Genomic DNA, 18345 nt, shown 5'->3' with positions numbered 1-18345 from the left:
TCAGCCCCCCACCGCTTCATATCTCTTCACCCCGCGTGAGACCATCCAGCTCGCCAACGCAAAAAAGAAGAGGAGCCAGAACAATTCAATCGTAAAGACCGAGGAGAGGTTCTCTTGTTTCTCCAGAAAAATCCGGATCGGCACATAGGCGAGATACTGAAAGGGAAGGAGGTGAACCCCTTTCTGGAGCCATTGCGGGAAAAGGTCGAGCGGAAGAATCGCTCCGGAAAAGAAGAAGACCAGGTAGAGGAGCATGAACTTGAACACCCTCACCTGAATCAACCAGAAAGCGATCAGCGCGATGCAAAAATCCATCAGAAAGGCGAGCGTCATGGCCAGAAATAAAGAACCCCCAAAATATATAAAGGTTGAGAAATGATGCGGAAGCCAGAAATAATCCCTCATGAAAAAATAGAGCACCGCGCCAATCATGCTGAGATAGATCGTCTCCAGGAGTTTTCCGGAGAGATTGACAGTAAACCAATAGACGAGAAGATTCAGCGGTTTGATCAGGAAATTTGAAAAGAAACCTTCCCGGATCTGGTCGATCAGTTCCCAGCTGATATAAGAAAGGATCAGGATATTCACAATCAACTGCAGGAGATAATAGGTTAAAAGATCGGTCAGGGTGTAGTCCCCCATTTTGTTCCCCGCCTGGTATACGGACATCCAGAGATAAAGAATGACCGAGATATAGAGGCCGTATCCGACGATATAAATCACCGTCGAGGCCCTGTACTGAAGCGAGTTCTGCCAGTTGATTCTAAAAAGAGTCAAATATTTTTTCATGGATGTCAAACTTCCTGTGAGTGGTACGGGCCGACCAGATCTCTTATTCCCGATTGTAGTAGAATCGGTTTCGTTGAACAAGCGAAGAAATTTGGCCCGAAATCAGGCAAAAGAACGCCATGATATTGACGCTTTAATTTGACTAATCCCGGAAAAGGTGTTATTTATAAACTATTCTGCAATGAATTGACACTTCGTCTATTATTCCGGCTTGTTATTGAAAGATAAAGAATTATTTTGTCAAATTCTTGACTAATAACCGTTTTACCTCTTGGAAGGAGACGCCCATGCCGACTTCTCAAATCATGATTGTCGAAGATGACGCATCGGTTCGCAAGATGCTCGAGATGCTTCTCAATACTTCCGGATTTCAAACCGTCTCGCTAGCCGAAGGCGAAGAAGCGCTAAAAATGGCGAAACGGACCCCCTTCCATCTATACCTGATCGACCACCATCTCCCCGGAATGACCGGAATTGACCTGTTAAAGGAGATTCGAAAGATCGATTCTGAAGCGGTGGTCATCATGATGACGGCTTTTGGAACGATTGAATCAGCGGTGGATGCGTTAAAAGCGGGAGCTTACGATTATCTCCCCAAGCCCTTCCAAATTGATCTCGTTCTGGCGCTCGTCAAGAAGGCGCTGGAATATTATCGCCTCAAACATGAAAACCTGATTCTCCAGAAGAGCGTCCAGGAAAAATACCGATTTGAAAATATCATCGGAAACTCTCCCCCGATGCAAAAAGTATTTGAAATGATTGAAAAGGTATCGGACAGCGACAGCACCGTCCTCCTTCAGGGAGAGAGCGGTACAGGGAAGGAGGTCATCGCCAAGACCATTCATTTTAACTCCCCCCGGAAGGACAAGCCGCTGATTCCGATCAATTGCGGCGCGATTCCGGAAGCGCTTCTGGAAAGCGAACTTTTTGGACATGAAAAGGGGGCCTTTACCGGCGCGGTCTCTTCGAGACTCGGCCGGTTTGAGCTTGCCCATGGCGGAACGCTTTTTCTCGATGAGATTAGCGAACTCCCGCTTCCCTTGCAGGTAAAGCTCCTCCGGGTATTGCAAGAACGGGAGTTTGAACGGGTAGGAGGGAACCGTTCGATCCACGTCGATGTCCGGATTATTGCCGCAACCAATCAGGATCTTGAAGAAGCGGTGGTTGAAAAAAAATTCCGTAAAGATCTTTTCTACCGGTTAAACGTCATTCCGATCTATGTCCCCGCCCTGCGAGAACATAAAGAAGATATTCCTCTTTTAATCGATCACTTTCTCTCCAAATTCAACTCGAAAAAAGGGAGAACCATTCAAGGCTTGACGCCTGAGGCGCTCAAGATTCTGATGGCTTACAGCTGGCCCGGCAATATCCGCGAACTGGAAAATCTGATGGAAAGAATGATTACCTTACGGCACGAAGGTGCCATTTCACCGGAAGATATTCCCGATAAATACAAAAGAATTGAGCCTGCATCCGGCTCTTCACTTTTTCAGTTTCCGGATGAAGGGATTAATTTCACCAAGGTGGTCACCGAGTTTGAAGTCCATCTGCTGAATCAGGCCCTTGTCAAATCAAAAGGGGTGAAAAACAGGGCCGCACAACTCCTTCAGCTGAATCGGACCACCCTGGTTGAACGTTTGAAACGGCTCGACAAACATTCGAAACAGACGGAAGAGATCACGCCTTAACTTCTTCAAGAGTCTAAAATGGGATCGTCAAACATTTGACTGTCGATCTTGATTAAAAAAAAATTTTAGAGAATAATCCCCTCTTTTTGCGAAAATAGCTGCCTTTCGCCCCGTTTTTCCCCTTAAAGCCGCATAAACAGTCGCTGGCATACTAATTGCTTATACCCCGATTGAGATCGTTTGTGAAATCTCCTTATCCATTTTCTTGTTCGAGGTGTCGCTATTTTATTCGTTCCTGCTTTTATCTTCTCTATCGCTCTGGCCAGCACGCTTCCCCCGGTCGAATCGGCTCCCGCTGCCGTTAATGCATCGGCTTCTGAATCGAACAACACACTTCCTGCTAAAATCATGGCGAAAGAGGATGATCTCCCGCTCATCCCGGAAAAAGGGAAAGAGCAGTTGAAACGATGGTTGAAACCCGCTCTGGACCCTTATGAAAAGGGAGAATACGAAAGCGCGCTTCAGGAAACCAAAAAGCTTCTAGAAACGGCTTCCAAAGAGACTGAAAGAGAGGTCGCCCTTTTTTTGAAGGGGGATATTTATTTAAAACTTGCCGGTGATGGAGATACGGATTTTCTTCAGATGGCAATTGATTCGTTTCGGGAGGCCAACATCGCTTTTCCTGAGTCTGTAAACAGTGCGCGGGGACTCTGGAAGATCGGTGCCATCTCCTCTCGGCTCGGACTTCAATATGAATCGATCGCAAGCTATAAAAGAATTCTCTTGAAGTTTCCGGACTCTCCATATGCTTCCAAAGCGCTTCTCGGTATCGCTCATACTTACCAGGTGTGGGAAAGATGGAAAGAGGCCCTGGATGCCTACAGCAAGATCTCCCCGTCCTCTCTTGCACCCGAGGATCGGCCGCTGGCGGTCCTGGGACTTGCGGAAACGCTTTATTACTCCAATGATTTTGCACATGCCTACATGATTTACAGTACCGGTTTGAAATCGTACGAAACGTATTTATCTCAACAGCCTCTCACCCTCTATCATTTCGGCGATTCGGCCTATCAAACCGGCCGGAGGAAAGAGGCCAAAGAGATCTTCCTGAAATTCTATAACATCTTTCCGAGGGATCCGCTGACGTTGATGGTCTTATCGAGACTGGTCAATATCTTTTATCTCGAAGAAGATGGAAAAGCATCGACCAACATGGTCGATATCATTCAAAGTCTTTATCCCGGACCTCTGGGTACGAAAATCACCGATCTCATTAATGAAATCGAAGAAATCAAAACCCAGGAGTGTCTGAAAAAATCGAGAAAACATGGGCTGGAGTCCTTTATCATTCAAAAGTGTACCGAAGGCGATCCGAAACAGGTTAAAGTGCCTCGCGACGGAGCCAAAGTCATCGGCGATATGATTGACAGCCTTCTTCAGGAACCCCCTCCCTCCATTACGGTACAGCAATTTGTCTTTCAGGAAGGGGAACAGTTCTTGCGTCTCGGCAAACCGCTCATGACATTCGAAATTAATAAGAAGCTCTATCCGTATCTCGAAGGCTCCCCGCTTCAGAGAGATGTCCTCATTGCGCTGAACAAATCTGCGGTCGAAGCGGTCGACAAAGAGTATCAGGCCGGAAATGATTTGGGGGTCGTCGAGATTTATTTCGGTTCCGCGGACATCTTCTCCGGAAAACTAATTTTCGGCCCTACCGGATTTAAAATCGCCTCCAGTCTGATTCGAAACGGATTTTACAGCCAAGCTCTCCCCATCCTTGAAACCTCGATGAACAGTACTACGCTTCCTCAAATGGATGAAGCACTTTACCTTTACGCCAATACCCTGACTGAAACCGGCGAATACGTGACCGCCCGGAAAAAGCTGGAGTTTTTTCTGAAAAAATATCCGGAGAGCCGGCGCAAGCCGGATGTCATCGAAGCGCTCGGAAATATCTTGCTGAAAGCCAAGAAATACGATCTGGCGATTGAGAAATTCAAACTGTGGCTTTCTCTTTATGCCGCCGCACCGAACGCGAGAAATATGAGTCTGAAGCTGGCCTCCACGTATGACAAAAATCAGCAGTTCCGCGAAGCGATCCCAATTTATCAACAGCTTCTTCAGAAAGAGCCTCATCTCAAGCCGGTTCTTTATCAAAAACTGGGCGACAATTATTTTCAGTTAAAACAGTACAAGAAAGCGATTACCGCTTATGAAAACGGACTCCGGGAAAAGGGAGATTCCCGATTGTCTGATTGGATCCGATATCGCATTGCCAAGTCCTATGCCGCTATGGGTCAAACGAACAAAGAAAAAGAGCTCCTGGCCGAACTCGGAAAAACCGCGGCAGATCCGATAATCAAGACATTATCCATTGAAAAAACATCTTCCAAAATCGAGGCCAAAAAATGATGCCGACCGAAAATGAAAAAATAGAACTTCTTCATGAAGCCTTCCATCGTTTCAGTTCCGCATCGCTCGAACTGGAGCGCTCCTATAAATCGATGGAGGCCCAGGTCCAGCAGTTAAAAATGGCGCTGGAGAAAAGTTCAAATGAAAATCAGATTCTTCGGGAGAAGGCGGAAAGAAATGTCCGTCTGGCCGCGGCAGGTGAAATGGCAGCCCGAATGGCTCATGAATTAAGAAATCCGCTCGGGAGTATCGAGCTCTTTGCAGGGCTATTGAAGAATAATCTGAAAGATGATCCTGAAAAGGAGCAATGGGCCGTCCACATTTCGTCAGCGGTCTCGGCGATGGATTATGCCTTGACCAATCTGCTCTTGTTTACAGGGAAACCCAGTCCCTCATTTAATAAACAGGAGTTAAGCCGAATCATCGAGGAGGCCAGGATCTTTTCTCTCCCGCTCCTGATTCAAAATCAGATTCAACTTGAGATCCAGCTGGAAAAGGTAACTGAACCGCTTCTTTGTGACGAATCTCTATTAAAGCAAGTCTTTCTCAACCTAATCTTAAACGCCGTGGAGGCGATGCCGGATGGCGGCCGGTTGACCATTTTTGGCGATATGACTTCAGACTCTTCAGAAGGCGAAGTCCGCGTCCGTATCTGCGATACCGGCTCCGGGATCTCCGAGGTGGTTCAGCCACGGATTTTTGACCCCTTTTTCACGACCAAGAATAAAGGAACAGGTCTGGGGCTCTCTATCGTTCATAATGCAGTCCAGGCTCACGAAGGGAGTATTGAGGTGGCCTCGTCTCCTCAATGCGGCACGACCTTTATTCTCACGCTTCCGCTTAATCCCGGAACAAGAGGCCGTCGCCTGGATCAACCCTGTCTTAGAGTTGTGGATGAAGAGTAGTCGTAAACAGAGACCTCTCGAATCGTACCGGGAGAACCACTTAAATCAGATGAAAAAAAAGATTTCGACTGAATTCATTCACCATTCCCGCGAAGAAGATTCCCGGTTGACCATACTGCAGATTTTGGCCGAGATTAAAAAAGAGAACAAAAAAGGAGACAAATCATGAGTACGGAGACGAAGTCTCGATCAATTCTGGTCATCGACGATGAACCCGAAATGCGGTCCGCACTGGCCGCATCTATCCAGCAGATGGGATACTCCGTCTTCACCGCTTCACGGGGAGAGGAAGGGATTCAACTTTTCAAAGATAGACCGATCGGGGCGATCCTGACCGATTTTAAACTGCCTCAGATGAATGGTCTGGAAGTCTTTCAGGAGATCCAGAAATCTCAAATCAAGATCCCGGTGATTATGATGTCTGCTTATGGGACAATCGACAAGGCGGTTGATGCGATGAAGTCGGGCATTTTTGATTTTCTGGTTAAACCTTTCACGCAGGAGACACTGGAATCGGCGATTCGCAGAGCATTCCAGGAAGGAGACGCGGTGCATCCGATCTCCCGAATCAAGAGCCTTCCCAAAGGAAAAAAACGGATGATCAGCCAGGATACGGCCATGCTCAAAATCCTGAAACTGGCTGAAGTCGTCGCGGCAAGCCAGGCAACGATTTTGATCGAGGGAGAGAGCGGCACCGGAAAAGAACTCCTGGCTCGCCATATTCATGAATTCAGCCCCAGAGCACACCGTCCTTTCATCGCGATCAACTGCGCCGCGGTCCCTGAAACACTCCTGGAGAGCGAACTCTTCGGGTATGAAAAGGGGGCTTTCACAGGCGCCGTCTCCAAAAAACCCGGAAAATTTGAACTGGCCCATACCGGTACGATTCTGCTCGACGAAGTGAGTGAAATGCCGCTTCACCTCCAGGCGAAACTTCTCCGAATTCTACAAGAACGCGAAGTGGAACTCCTGGGAGGGAAAGAGCCGATTCCATTAGATATCCGGGTCATTGCCACAACGAATCGCCCGATCTGGGAAGAGGTGAAATCAGGACGGTTTCGAGAAGACCTTTATTACCGTCTCAATGTCTTTCCGCTTAGGTTGCCCCCACTCCGGAACCGGCTGAACGATATCCCTATTCTCTTTGAATACTTTCAACAAAAACTTTTCTGCAAAAAAGAGAGCCCTTCCATGTCCCTTTCTCCGGAAGCTCTGAATCACCTGATGTCAAAAAAATGGCAGGGAAACGTCAGAGAATTTGAAAATGTCATGGAGCGTGCGTTTCTTCTTGCTGAAAACGGCATTATTTTCCCGGAGCATTTGATGTTTGAGGAAGATCAATCGGATCCTTCTAAAAAAGTTGAATCGCATGTCATGCCTCAAACCGTCTGGGAGGCGGAAAGAGAATTGATTTTGAAAACCCTTGAAAAATCAGGGGGAAATAGAACCCAAACCGCAAAAATACTGGGGATTAGCATCAGAACGGTGCGAAACAAGTTAAGAGATTATCGTGAAACGGGACGATTTATTCAACCGAATGATCCAGGGGTAGGTAAAAGTTGCCCTCTGGAGGAGGCAGAATCTTCCCAGGACAATCGAGAAAACCTGGTGAAGGGTGAAGTGTGATGGGTCAGGGGCACTTTATTTTTCCTGGCGTGCTATTTGCATAATCAACATGTGGAAACTTAAATAAAGAAGGATTCACCATGGAAATATTCAATAAGACCATCGGAATACTTGAAAAATCACTCGACATCCGAAGCGAGAAGAATCGGGTCATTTCAGCAAATATCGCCAATCAGGAGACCCCCGGGTTTCGGGCAAACGATGTTAATTTTAAAGAGATCTTGAAATCGGCGACCAGCGACTCCTCGTCTATTCAACTTTCCCGGACAAGCGGATCTCATCTGGGAGGCCTCTCTTCCGGATCGACAGCCATTTTGCCCACGGAAATACCGGGCCCCTCCAAACGACTGGATGGAAATACGGTGGATAGTGAAATGGAGATGGCCAAACTGGCGGAAAATCAGGTCAATTACAGCGCCGCCGTTCAGATGATTTCCGAGAAGTTTAAAATGCTCCATTATGTCATCAGCGAAAGTAAATAAAATAACCTAAGAGGTTAAGTGAGAAGCGAGACCCATTTCACTCAAAGAAAGATAAATATATAAGGGGACAGAAAAATGGATTTAGATGCAGCTTTTATGATTTCAGCTTCCGGGTTAGATGCTCAGAAGGAACGGCTCAATGTGATCTCAAGCAATCTGGCGAACGTCGACTCGACCCGAACGCCTGAAGGGGGCCCCTATCGGAGAAAAGATGTTGTCTTTTCCACCGTTGACACAGGCAATTCATTTGAAAGTGCCCTTTCTTCCATCACTTCCAAATCGGAACAGGGAGTCGAAGTGAGCGATGTGATCAGCGACACCCGGCCGTTTAAACAGGTCTATAATCCCCAGCATCCCGATGCGGACGCTTCAGGGTATGTGCTATTTCCGAATGTTAATCCGATGGAAGAAATGGTCAACATGATTTCGGCATCCCGCTCATACGAAGCCAATGTCACGGCCTTCAATGCCACGAAAAATATGGCGCTTAAAGCTTTAGAAATCGGGAAATAGAGAGGAGATCTATGGATATTCAAAACATCGGGCTCCCATCCGTCGCATCGAATCCGGCCTTGCCGTCCCCTGTTTCTCCGGGTGCCGCAAAGGGGGAACCGGGTTTTCTGGAAACCTTGAAAGAATCGATTCAGATGGTCAATGAAGCTCAACTGAATGCCGATCAGGCCGTCACCAATTTCGAAACAGGGAAGGAACAGAATCTTCACCAAACCATGATTGCCTTGCAAAAGGCGGACATCAGCTTTGAATTGATGATGCAGGTCCGGAACAAAATCGTCAACGCTTATCAGGAAATCTCGAAGATGCAGATCTAGCAACGAAAGAATGAAGCAAAGAGTAAGGGGTTAGGCGTAATTCTATTGAAATAAAAAGGATAAAAAATGGCGGATAACTTTCAGCAGATTACACAAGGTCTCACTTCGAACGCAGTTCTAAAAAAGCTCGGACTGATTGTCTTCCTGATCGCCTCTGTTTCAGGACTGGTGGTGGTCTGGCTCTGGGCGCAAAAACCGGAACTGGAAGTGCTTTATTCCAATCTCTCGTCCGAAGATAGCGGAACCATTATCGGAAAATTAAAAGAGGCGCATATCCCCTACTCGTTTTCCGCAGACGGTTCTGCCGTGTTAGTCCCCTCCGATAAGGTTCATGAACTTCGGATTCAAATGGCCACCCAGGGGATCCCCCAGGGAGGGGTTGTCGGTTTTGAAATATTTGACAGAACGACTATTGGCACAACAGAATTTGTTCAAAAAATTAATTATCGCAGAGCTCTGGAAGGAGAGCTGGATCGGACCATTGGCCAACTGGCAGAAGTCAGCCGGGCAAGAGTCCATCTTGCCGTTCCGGAGAAAACGCTTTTTACGGAACGACAGGAGCAACCTCGCGCTTCGGTCGTCGTCTCTCTTCGCACCGGACGTAATTTAAGCGAAGGACAGGTTCAGGGGATTGTTCACCTGGTTTCCAGCAGTGTCGAAAGCCTTGCGCCCCAGGCCGTTACGGTGGTTGACAATCATGGCCATATCCTTTCCAAAAACGCGGACGAATCGTCCAAATTTCAAATGAGCGCATCCCAGCTTGATTATCAACATACACTTGAAAAAAAGATTGAAGACAATATCCAGACCCTGCTCGAAAAGGTGGTCGGACCGAACAAGGCCATCGTCAGAGTCTCCAGCCTTCTCGATCTGCGTCAGGTCGAGAAAACAGAAGAGAAGTACGATCCGGACGGCCAAGTGGTCAGAAGTGAACAAAAGTCCGACGAAAATCTTTCTGGGTCCTCCACCGCTCCCGGAAATGGCGGCGTTCCAGGAGCCCTATCCAATACGCCGCCCAAGGCCCCTGCCACACCGGGAGAAGGTGCCAAAAGCAATAATTCCACCCAGAAAAAGAATGATGTCACCAATTATGAAATTAGCAAAACCACCAGCAGAATTATCGAACCGGTTGGTACGATTAAAAGGCTCTCGGTAGCTGTCATGGTGGATGGCGCTTATGAAGTCACCAAAGGGGACAAAGGCCAGTCGACCCGAAAATATATTCCCCGATCAGACGATGAGATGAAAAAGCTGAGCGATCTGGTCAAAAAAGCTATGGGCTATTCAGATGAAAGAAAAGATCAGATTGAAGTCGTCAATATTCCTTTTGAAGCCAATGCCGAAGTTCCCAGTGAAGAACCTGCCGCACCTGAATCGATCAATAAAATGGTTCAATATGCCCCATACATTAAATATGCTTTGGGCGGAATTGTTTCGCTGATCGTCTTTTTCCTGGTCATTCGTCCCGTTCTCAAAGGTCTGGCATCCACCTCTCCGGGAGAGATTTCCGGGGTTCAAATGAGCCAGGGACAGATGGCTGCCGTAGGTGAAGCCTATCAACAGCAACAACAGCAGGGAATCCCCGGACTACCTACGCGTGAACAGGTCTCTCAGATGGCCAAACAAAATCCACAACTTGTCGCCCAGGTGGTTAAGGGATGGCTGAAAGAGAAATAGAAACAGATAAGAATGACTTATTAATTTGATCAACGTAAAGGATTCTGGTTATGGCAAGAAAATTGTCTGGAGAAGAAAAAGCCGCGGTCTTTTTGACCCTGTTAGGAGAAGATCTTGCAGCCGATGTCATGAAAAATTTGGATGCCAAGGATGTGCAGAAAATTGGAAGAGTCATCTCCCGCCCGCAGGACATTAGTCCGGAAGAGCTGGGAGCCATCCTGATGGAGTTTAATGACCGGACGACCAGCGGAATGGGGATGAGCGTCGGCGGGAGAGACTATATTCAAAAAGTTTTGACGAAGGCCATCGGATCGGAGAAAACAACCCGGGTGATGGAAAATCTCGCAACTGCAGAAGAAGGGTGGCTCGACACCATTAAATGGATGGACCCCCGTGCCATCGCTCAAATGCTTCGTTCAGATCATCCTCAGACGATTGCGCTGATCCTGATTCATCTTGATCCTGATTTAAACAGCCAGGTTTTAAACTATCTGCCCGAAACCCTTCGAAGCGACGTGTTGCACCGAATGGCGACGCTGGAAGAGATTCCCCCCGGAGTCATGAAAGAGCTGGGTGATGTGATTAATGAAGAGATGGCCCGGGTCGGAACAGCCGCCGGACGAAAGGTCGGAGGGATCAAACTCGTCGCCGACCTTTTGAACCAGATGGGCCCGAGCCAGGAACAGGTCATTTTGGGATCGATCGGAAAAGCCAATCCGGAACTGGCCGAACAGATCCGGAAACTGATGTTTGTATTTGAAGATCTTATCAATCTCGATGACCGAAACCTGCAGGAAGTGCTCAAAGAGGTCAGTAAGGAACAACTGACTATCGCACTCAAGGCGGCAAAAGAGGAAATTAAAGATAAATTCTATAAAAATATGTCGCAGAGGGCAGTGGATTTATTAAAAGAAGATCTGGAAGCCCTCGGACCGGTGAAATTAAGCGAAGTGGAGAAGAATCAACAGGCCATCTTGAAAATTGTTCAGCGGCTTTCACAGGAAGGTAAAATCGTCATTGCCAAATCAGGAGGAGAAGTCTTTGTCTAAATCCAGGGTCCTGAAACGGAATACCGAATCTCAGGGACTGAATACCTACGACTTGCAAAAAGTCACCGCGAGCCGCAACGCAACGCCATTTGCGTATAACGATGGTATTGGAGGTAACGGGTATGAAACGGAGAGAGATGGCTATTTGAGAGGTTTCTCAGCCGGAGAACAGGCCGGAAAGGAACAGGGATTAAAAGAGGTTGAAGCGCAATTCCATTTTCTGACCGAACTAGTCGAAAAATTAAAATCAGTCGAACAGGAACTGGTTAAGAGCAGCCAAAACGACGTGATTCAGCTTTCGCTTGCCGTTGCAAAACAGATTATCCAAAAAGAAATCGCGCAAACTCCCGATCGTCTCCAGGCAACCATTCGGGAAGCGATGAATAAAATGGACCAGTCTGATAAATTTGTCATCCGGCTTCATCCGGCAGATAAGGCCACTCTTTCCCAGAATGGCGCTTCAATTGTGCAGGAGGTCCAAAAACTAAAATCAATCCGGTTCGAAGCGGATTCTAATCTTCAGCCGGGAGAATGCATCATTGAGTCGCATGCAAAAATGATCGATGGGCGTGTTGACAGCCAGCTTGCCCTCTTTGGAGAGGCTTTTTTAAAATCTTTGGAGAAAACATGAGCCGTTTCATCATGGATGCTCTCGGATTGGTTGATCAGATTGATCCACGCCCCATTCATGGCCGGATCACCCAGGCGATCGGTATAGTCTTGGAAGGATGCGCTCCGGTTTCCGCCATTGGAGAAATATGCGAAGTCATCTCGGTATTAGGGAACAGGAGAATTCTCGCCGAAGTGGTCGGTTTCCGAGACGATAAGGTCCTTCTTATGCCGCTGGGTGATCTTGAAGGGATCGGACCGGGGAGCGCCATTGTCAATAAATCCGTTCAGGCCAAGGTGGCTGTGGGAGAAAGAATTTTAGGTCGGGTCTTAAACGGCCTGGGACAACCGATCGATGGGAAAGGACCTCTCCAGGTCCATGAAGTTCATCCTTTATACAACGTCCCTCCGGGACCGCTTCAAAGAAATCGGATCACGGCGCCACTTGATCTGGGTGTACGTGCTCTGAATGGCCTTTTGACCGCCGGACGCGGGCAGCGAATCGGTATTTTTGCAGGGAGCGGCGTTGGTAAGAGCATCCTGCTTGGCATGATTGCCAGGTATACTTCCGCCGACGTCAATGTGATCGCCCTGATCGGTGAACGTGGAAGAGAAGTAAAAGAGTTCATCGAGAAAGATCTAAACGAAGAGGGACTTAAACGGTCGGTGGTCGTCGTCGCGACGTCGGATCAGCCTCCGCTGGTTAGGAAAAGAGCCGCATTTCTTGCCATGTCGATCGCAGAATACTTCAGAGATCGCAACCGGCAGGTCTTATTTATGATGGATTCACTCACCCGGCTTGCCCATGCCCAGCGAGAAATCGGACTCTCAATTGGCGAACCGCCGGCAACCAAAGGATACACTCCCTCCGTTTTTTCTCTTCTCCCCGGCTTTCTGGAACGTTCTGGAACTGGAACAAACGGAGGAACAATGACCGGACTTTTTACCGTCTTGACTGAAGGAGATGATATCAACGACCCGATTCCGGATGCGGTACGGGCCATTCTGGATGGACATGTCATACTCTCCCGGGAAATCGCCGCAAGGGCACTCTATCCTGCCATCGATATTTTAAACAGTGTCAGCAGGGTCATGATTGATATTGTCGATTCCAAACAGATCGATCGGGCAAGACGATTTTCCGAATTGCTCTCTACTTATCAAAAGGCTGAAGATTTGATTAATATCGGGGCCTATAAGGCCGGGAGCAACTTGAAAATTGACCAGGCAATTGAAAAGTGGGAAGAACTTCAGGCTTATATTAGACAGGATATCCATGAAAGGGTCACGATCAAAGAAAGCATTGATGCACTTGCCAGAATCCTCCCATAGTCTGTTGAAAAGGCCTCATTCGCGTTGTTCTCGTCTGATGGGATAGGAAACGATCGTTGAATCGTGGAACTGCTGATTTGTTGAATTGGGAAAAGTCTATTGATTCCCAAATTAGCCATTCAACATTTCAATAACTCAACATGTACCATATTTAGAGAAGGATATGGCGAGATATCAATCCAAACTGAATGGAATTCTTCTTCACCTGAAGTTTCAGGAAGAGTTGGCTGAAACAGCCCTTGCTGAAAAAAACCGCCAATTGGCCGTTGAAGAAGAAAAACTGAGTGTCCTGCGGGATTTGATGGATCAAACGAACCGGAATTTGCTGGCAAAAAAAGGTGAGGGAATTCTCCCTTTCGAGTTGGAACTCTATCAGCGGTTTATTCAGCAGCAAAAAGATAAGGTGGAGCAACAGGAACTGGCTGTGCAAAAACTACTGGAAGAATATGAACTTTTCCGCGAAAAACTGGCCCTGGCGGTCAAAGAGAAGAAAGTGGTCCAAAAACTGGAAAAAAACAGACTCCAAACTTATCTGACACGAATTGAGAAAAAGGACCAGCAAACCATGGATGAAATCGCTGGACAGACCAAAAGGACCCGTCGATGAATCAAAAATACTTCCTCCAAGTGATTATTTTGGTTTTCCTGGTGATTTCATTCAACACCTCCTCTAATCCGGCCGAAACAGTTGAGTTGACTCCCAACGGAGAACTTCAGGACAAATCTGCCGCGCCGAATCCTTCGCCTGATCCCGGATTACTCATTAATGCGATTGAAAAGCGAAAAACCGATCTGGACAAAAGAGCGGAAGAGATTGAACAGGAGAATCAGAGGCTTCAGGCGCTTAAAACGGAGCTCAATCTTCTATTGAGTAGGTATACCCAAATTAGGGAGACCGCAATAAAAACCGATGCCATCGATGAAAGACAATTGGAACATTTGAGCAAGATGTATGAAGCGATGCCTCCAAAAGATGCTGCACGTCGAATCGAACGACTTAAGGAACCTCTCGCTTTAAAACTTCTTTCGAGCATCAAACCGAAAGTCGCTGCCAAGATTCTGAATGAAATTAAACCGGTCAGGGCAGCCTATCTCACAGAGAAGCTGGCGAAGACGGCGGCACCGCAACAAACTGCCGCTCCCTAAAAGATTGTTGAAAAAGTCCATCTGCTACGTTCTCGTTGCGCGGCATTACTCACGTACTGCTCGTGTACGTTCCGTATGCCTTGCACCTGCGGCCTTGCATCTGGCACTTTTTGAACAACCTTCGATTCAAATGATTTCTCAAAATCCTGCCACTCAAAAAGGAAGCGATCAGGGCCTTCATTTTCAGTATTTTCTAGCGGATTTTTTCACGTCCTTGCCGCAACTGAAGTTCTCTTTTGACGACATAATGAATCAGATGTTCCCGGTCCATCTCTTTTAACCCCTCAAATTCAATTCCAATTTCATACTTGAAATCGGGATTGCTTGCAAGCTCCTTCGGGACCGATCTGATCACTTTACCGACCAAAAATAGTTCCCTGAAAGGGATAATTGGCAAGACAAATTGAAATTCCATACGCGCTCCATTCGGAGGACTTTCAGTACCGTAAAGTTTCATTCCTGACGCGGAGATATCGACAATGACCGCCCGGCAGGGAAAGAGTTCCAGATCTTCTTTCTGGGTCATCATCTTAATCATGTAATTCATTCGCCAGTCGAGACGGAGAAAAAGCTCCAGAACAAAGGGGTCCACATGTTCTGTCTGACGGTGGCTGCTCTCCATTCCTTCAAAGGCAGAGATCGGTGAAAGATGGGCCAGTCTCTCCCATTTCCCTTTGGCGTCTTCTTTCTTGGCAGGGTCGACGATCCGGTAAAGTGCGGGACATTCCGTTGGAATACGATGATAGCTGCGGTTATCCTTTTCCATTTCCACCGTTCCTTACATAAATTTGTGAAAGCTGACGCCTGACATCCTGTAACAACTCCAGGTTTCGGACCCCCTTTTCGGCGGATTCCGTCTCCACGATATTCTTTTTTATTTTTTCAAAAAGCGCGGTGAGCTCTCCGAGCAATCTACCGTTCTCCCGCAGAAGTTTGATTTTTTCAATGGCTCTGTCGACAACGATACAGAGCTCCTCCACTTTAAACGGTTTGGTCAGGTAATCATACGCTCCCGCCCGAATCGCATCAATGGCGGAATTAAGTGTTCCATATCCGGTAATCAAGATTACCAGGGTATCGGGAGAACGTTCGTGGATCCTTCGAAGCAGATCTATCCCATCCATTTGCGGCATCCGGATATCAGTCAGAACAAGATCGAATGCACCCTCATCAAAACTGTGGAGTGCCTCCTCCCCGCTTCGGGCCGTTCTAATTTCAAGATCTTTTTCACGGTACAATGCCGCTTCAATCGCCCTCCGGGGGCCCTCTTCATCATCCACGATAAGAACTCTGAATTTGTCTTTAGGATAGTTAGTCATTTTTTTAAGGGCCTAACTTTGGAATGTTGTATCGTTAGTTTGTTGAATTGTGGAGTTGGAACATTGTTATTTTTCCCAAATTAACTGTTTAACAATTAAACAGTTCAACAGGATTTCTATCTTTAATTTTAGCATAAAAAAAGCTCTTGACTATGGAGATAATGATTACTCCGATAGAAGAGCTAGCCGTGGAACTCGATCGATTAAATTCAGGACCCGATCGCGTTCCCCTGAAGGCCGTTGGCAATATTTCGGTTAATATTGATCATCACCTCCAGTTTGCCAGGATCCGGTTCTGTTATGACTTCATAAATTCTTTTATCAATAAAAATGGAGAGGCTTAAGATATCTTCACGTATCTTTTTCGGAAGAGAATGTTCCGGATTGGCGAGCTCCACCTGAAAAAAGGTCCATAACTTCTGGTTATATCCGAGCGCCTTATCAAGCCGTTCTTGATGTCCGGACTCATTCCACTGATTTTTACACTCAATCAGGAGCTGAGCGGCTCTATTCAATACATAGGCTTCAAGAGCGGGACCATCTAGGGTCTTTTTCGCCACCTCTTGATAGGCACTGAAGGGATTATTTACCGGCATTGATTAACTCCATTTCGTAATGAACTAATTTATGAGAAAGTTTTAAAGCTTTATAAAATTGCCCTATTAAAATCTGCTCGCTAATTTTATGAATCATTTTTGTGGTGCTTGGTGCCGCCTTGATGACCTCCCCGACCAGCCTCCAATATTTCTTCTGATATTCGGCCAGCCGTTCCTTATCCATATACATCAACTGAACGGAAAGATAGATCCGTTTGCAGGGGGAATTCGCACTCTCTTCGGTTAAAATATCTTTTTCTCTTAAAATCGGTATGTCGTTAACGACAATCAGGCTAATCCGGTTCGCTTCATTATTGAAAATAACCGCGCCATTGATGAAAAGACGTTCCTTCGGCTTTAAGGTAACCTTAAGTGGCATCTATCCAATCAGGAAACGTAGAAAATCAAAACGGGTCTGTACCAGATTCTTATCAGGCTGGCGTGTCAGTTCCGTCCCGATCTGAAAACTTTTGGCGTTTGCGGCGGCAGGATCCAATGGTTCTGTTCCTCTTATTCCAGCCTCAAGTTGAGCCTTCATCTTTTCAAGTATTGCGCCCGTCGTATCTTTAATGGGGAAGATCAGTCGGCTTTTTGAAACGAGGTCAACCGTATCGTTAATCATATCAGGAGCAAAAATTTTATTATCGCTCAGATTTTCACCGGCTTTCTGATCCCTGGCTTGAACAGGATTGGGGATAATAACCTTTCCCAATGGATTGATGTTCAGAATTCCGAGTTCGATATTTTTAATCGATGTCATCTTAGAACTCCAAATAAATCAGGCGGAGGACAAAATCCCCCGCCTGATTCAAGAGTTAGTTTTATGAGAATAATCTCAAGACGCTCTGGGAGGCTTGAGAGGCCAATCTCATCGAGTTTGTAGCCAATGCCTGCTGTGTCTGCAGGGACAACATGTTGGCTCCTTCCTGATTCATATCCGCCAGTGTCAGCTTATCAGACCCTTGCTGTAAGGTACTGACCATATTGGCGGTAAAATCGATTCTGGCCTGAATCACCGCGTTGCTGGTCGATAGGGTCTTTGCGGTTGTCTGAAGGGTGGTTAACGCGCTGTTCAATTTCGTAATATCTGTCGATATATTCGCCGCAGTCGCCCAGCTATTGTTTGAGCTGGCGGTTGTGGTCCAGGATAGGGTTGCCCCTGTGGTCACCGCACCCGTTCCGGTCGTTTCATTCCCCGTTGCAAGCGTAAAACCTCCAACTGATAGGCCAAGACCTACAATCGTGGAATCGACACCTGAAATGGTAATGGCGGAGTTGGTGTTGGTTGTGCTGAAAGTCACCGTCACACTGTCTGAAGCTGTCGCGGTAGAGGAACTATATGCCGTTCCATTATTGATCAAATCTTTCCCGCCGTATTTCGAATCCGCACCGGCGAAGTTGATCTGGCTCAAAATCCCGATATATTGGGTCAGGAGCGTGGCCTGAGTTGTATAATCCGTCGCAGACGCCGCTTGAGCCTGTTGAGCAATGGCGATTGCGTTTTTGATTAAGGAGGTCACAGCGGTGATACCATTGTTGGCAGCCGACACCACCTGTAACGCTTCGTTCATGCTTGATTTAAGATTGTTTAAACCACTTGCCGTAAAATTATTATTCTGAGCCGAAAAATATTTGATCGGATCGTCCAATGCCGAGTTGACTGCTCGTCCGGTAGATAACCGTAATTGGGTCGTATCAAATAACGAAGACGTTGTCTCTAACGAAAGAACCGACGCCCGCATACCAGCGGTTAATGAAATATCTGCCATGGTGTTTCTCCTTTTCTAGGATTGAATTGGCAATTCTCGCCAATTTGGGTTCATTAAGTATTTTTGTTCAAAAACAAGGCATTCGATCTATCTCTTTTTCTAGCTTTCACCTCATTTCCGATCTTGATCTTCTGCCTCAACAATACTTATCGGAGAAACCCCTGAGAAACTTTAGC

At 46.9% G+C, this 18345-nt stretch carries 20 protein-coding genes; 13 read left to right on the top strand and 7 right to left on the bottom strand.

Going from position 1 to position 18345, the window contains the following annotated elements; all coding sequences use genetic code 11:
- Positions 1 to 789 (bottom strand): ABC-2 family transporter protein, encoded by a 789-nt coding sequence (locus HY200_03915; GenBank protein MBI3594080.1) that lies wholly within the window; start codon positions 787 to 789, stop codon positions 1 to 3.
- Between the two features lie 287 nt (positions 790 to 1076).
- On the opposite strand from HY200_03915, the gene HY200_03910 reads away from it, so the two are divergent.
- From HY200_03910 to HY200_03850, 13 genes are all read left to right on the top strand, one after another.
- Entirely contained in the window at positions 1077 to 2477 is a 1401-nt protein-coding gene (locus HY200_03910; GenBank protein MBI3594079.1) for a sigma-54-dependent Fis family transcriptional regulator, read from the top strand.
- Positions 2478 to 2825: 348 nt separating this feature from the next.
- Entirely contained in the window at positions 2826 to 4829 is a 2004-nt protein-coding gene (locus tag HY200_03905) for a tetratricopeptide repeat protein (GenBank protein ID MBI3594078.1), read from the top strand.
- Positions 4826 to 5734, top strand: a complete 909-nt coding sequence (locus HY200_03900; protein ID MBI3594077.1) for a hypothetical protein — start codon at positions 4826 to 4828, stop codon at positions 5732 to 5734. Before HY200_03905 ends, HY200_03900 begins: the two co-directional genes overlap by 4 nt.
- A gap of 165 nt (positions 5735 to 5899) precedes the next feature.
- Positions 5900 to 7360 (top strand): sigma-54-dependent Fis family transcriptional regulator, encoded by a 1461-nt coding sequence (locus HY200_03895; protein ID MBI3594076.1) that lies wholly within the window; start codon positions 5900 to 5902, stop codon positions 7358 to 7360.
- 80 nt (positions 7361 to 7440) lie between these two features.
- Complete coding sequence (gene flgB / locus HY200_03890) at positions 7441 to 7842, top strand: flagellar basal body rod protein FlgB (GenBank protein ID MBI3594075.1); 402 nt, start codon at positions 7441 to 7443, stop codon at positions 7840 to 7842.
- A 75-nt stretch (positions 7843 to 7917) separates the two neighbouring features.
- Entirely contained in the window at positions 7918 to 8355 is a 438-nt protein-coding gene (gene flgC / locus HY200_03885) for a flagellar basal body rod protein FlgC (GenBank protein ID MBI3594074.1), read from the top strand.
- A gap of 11 nt (positions 8356 to 8366) precedes the next feature.
- The gene (gene fliE / locus HY200_03880; protein MBI3594073.1) at positions 8367 to 8672 is read left to right on the top strand and encodes a flagellar hook-basal body complex protein FliE; all 306 of its coding nucleotides are present in this window, start codon (positions 8367 to 8369) and stop codon (positions 8670 to 8672) included.
- A gap of 66 nt (positions 8673 to 8738) precedes the next feature.
- Positions 8739 to 10349, top strand: coding sequence for a flagellar M-ring protein FliF (gene fliF, locus HY200_03875; GenBank protein ID MBI3594072.1), 1611 nt, complete (start codon positions 8739 to 8741; stop codon positions 10347 to 10349).
- A gap of 50 nt (positions 10350 to 10399) precedes the next feature.
- Positions 10400 to 11398 (top strand): flagellar motor switch protein FliG, encoded by a 999-nt coding sequence (gene fliG, locus HY200_03870; GenBank protein ID MBI3594071.1) that lies wholly within the window; start codon positions 10400 to 10402, stop codon positions 11396 to 11398.
- Complete coding sequence (locus tag HY200_03865) at positions 11391 to 12029, top strand: hypothetical protein (protein ID MBI3594070.1); 639 nt, start codon at positions 11391 to 11393, stop codon at positions 12027 to 12029. The genes fliG and HY200_03865 overlap by 8 nt, the downstream gene beginning before the upstream one ends.
- A complete protein-coding gene (locus HY200_03860; GenBank protein MBI3594069.1) occupies positions 12026 to 13339 on the top strand; it encodes a FliI/YscN family ATPase in 1314 nt (437 codons plus the stop codon). The genes HY200_03865 and HY200_03860 overlap by 4 nt, the downstream gene beginning before the upstream one ends.
- A 163-nt stretch (positions 13340 to 13502) precedes the next feature.
- A complete protein-coding gene (fliJ, locus tag HY200_03855; protein MBI3594068.1) occupies positions 13503 to 13946 on the top strand; it encodes a flagellar export protein FliJ in 444 nt (147 codons plus the stop codon).
- Positions 13943 to 14485, top strand: a complete 543-nt coding sequence (locus HY200_03850; GenBank protein ID MBI3594067.1) for a hypothetical protein — start codon at positions 13943 to 13945, stop codon at positions 14483 to 14485. Before fliJ ends, HY200_03850 begins: the two co-directional genes overlap by 4 nt.
- Before the next feature lie 193 nt (positions 14486 to 14678).
- Here HY200_03850 and HY200_03845 read toward each other — a convergent pair whose 3' ends face one another.
- The 6 genes from HY200_03845 to HY200_03820 form a co-directional block, all read right to left on the bottom strand.
- Positions 14679 to 15251: a PilZ domain-containing protein gene (locus HY200_03845; GenBank protein MBI3594066.1), complete on the bottom strand. Its 573-nt coding sequence runs from the start codon at positions 15249 to 15251 to the stop codon at positions 14679 to 14681.
- The gene (locus HY200_03840) at positions 15238 to 15804 is read right to left on the bottom strand and encodes a sigma-54-dependent Fis family transcriptional regulator (protein ID MBI3594065.1); all 567 of its coding nucleotides are present in this window, start codon (positions 15802 to 15804) and stop codon (positions 15238 to 15240) included. The genes HY200_03845 and HY200_03840 overlap by 14 nt, the downstream gene beginning before the upstream one ends.
- 209 nt (positions 15805 to 16013) lie before the next feature.
- The gene (gene flaF / locus HY200_03835; protein ID MBI3594064.1) at positions 16014 to 16400 is read right to left on the bottom strand and encodes a flagellar biosynthesis regulator FlaF; all 387 of its coding nucleotides are present in this window, start codon (positions 16398 to 16400) and stop codon (positions 16014 to 16016) included.
- Positions 16387 to 16779: a flagellar biosynthesis repressor FlbT gene (locus HY200_03830; GenBank protein ID MBI3594063.1), complete on the bottom strand. Its 393-nt coding sequence runs from the start codon at positions 16777 to 16779 to the stop codon at positions 16387 to 16389. Before HY200_03830 ends, flaF begins: the two co-directional genes overlap by 14 nt.
- Positions 16780 to 17160 carry a hypothetical protein gene (locus HY200_03825; GenBank protein MBI3594062.1) on the bottom strand — a complete coding sequence of 127 codons (381 nt, stop codon included), beginning with the start codon at positions 17158 to 17160 and terminating at the stop codon, positions 16780 to 16782.
- A 61-nt stretch (positions 17161 to 17221) separates the two neighbouring features.
- The gene (locus HY200_03820) at positions 17222 to 18169 is read right to left on the bottom strand and encodes a flagellin (protein ID MBI3594061.1); all 948 of its coding nucleotides are present in this window, start codon (positions 18167 to 18169) and stop codon (positions 17222 to 17224) included.
- Positions 18170 to 18345: the final 176 nt, after the last annotated feature.

This window comes from Nitrospirota bacterium, from assembly GCA_016194305.1.
GTDB lineage: Bacteria > Nitrospirota > Nitrospiria > JACQBW01 > JACQBW01 > JACQBW01.
This window is presented reverse-complemented; position numbering and strand designations above follow the sequence as displayed.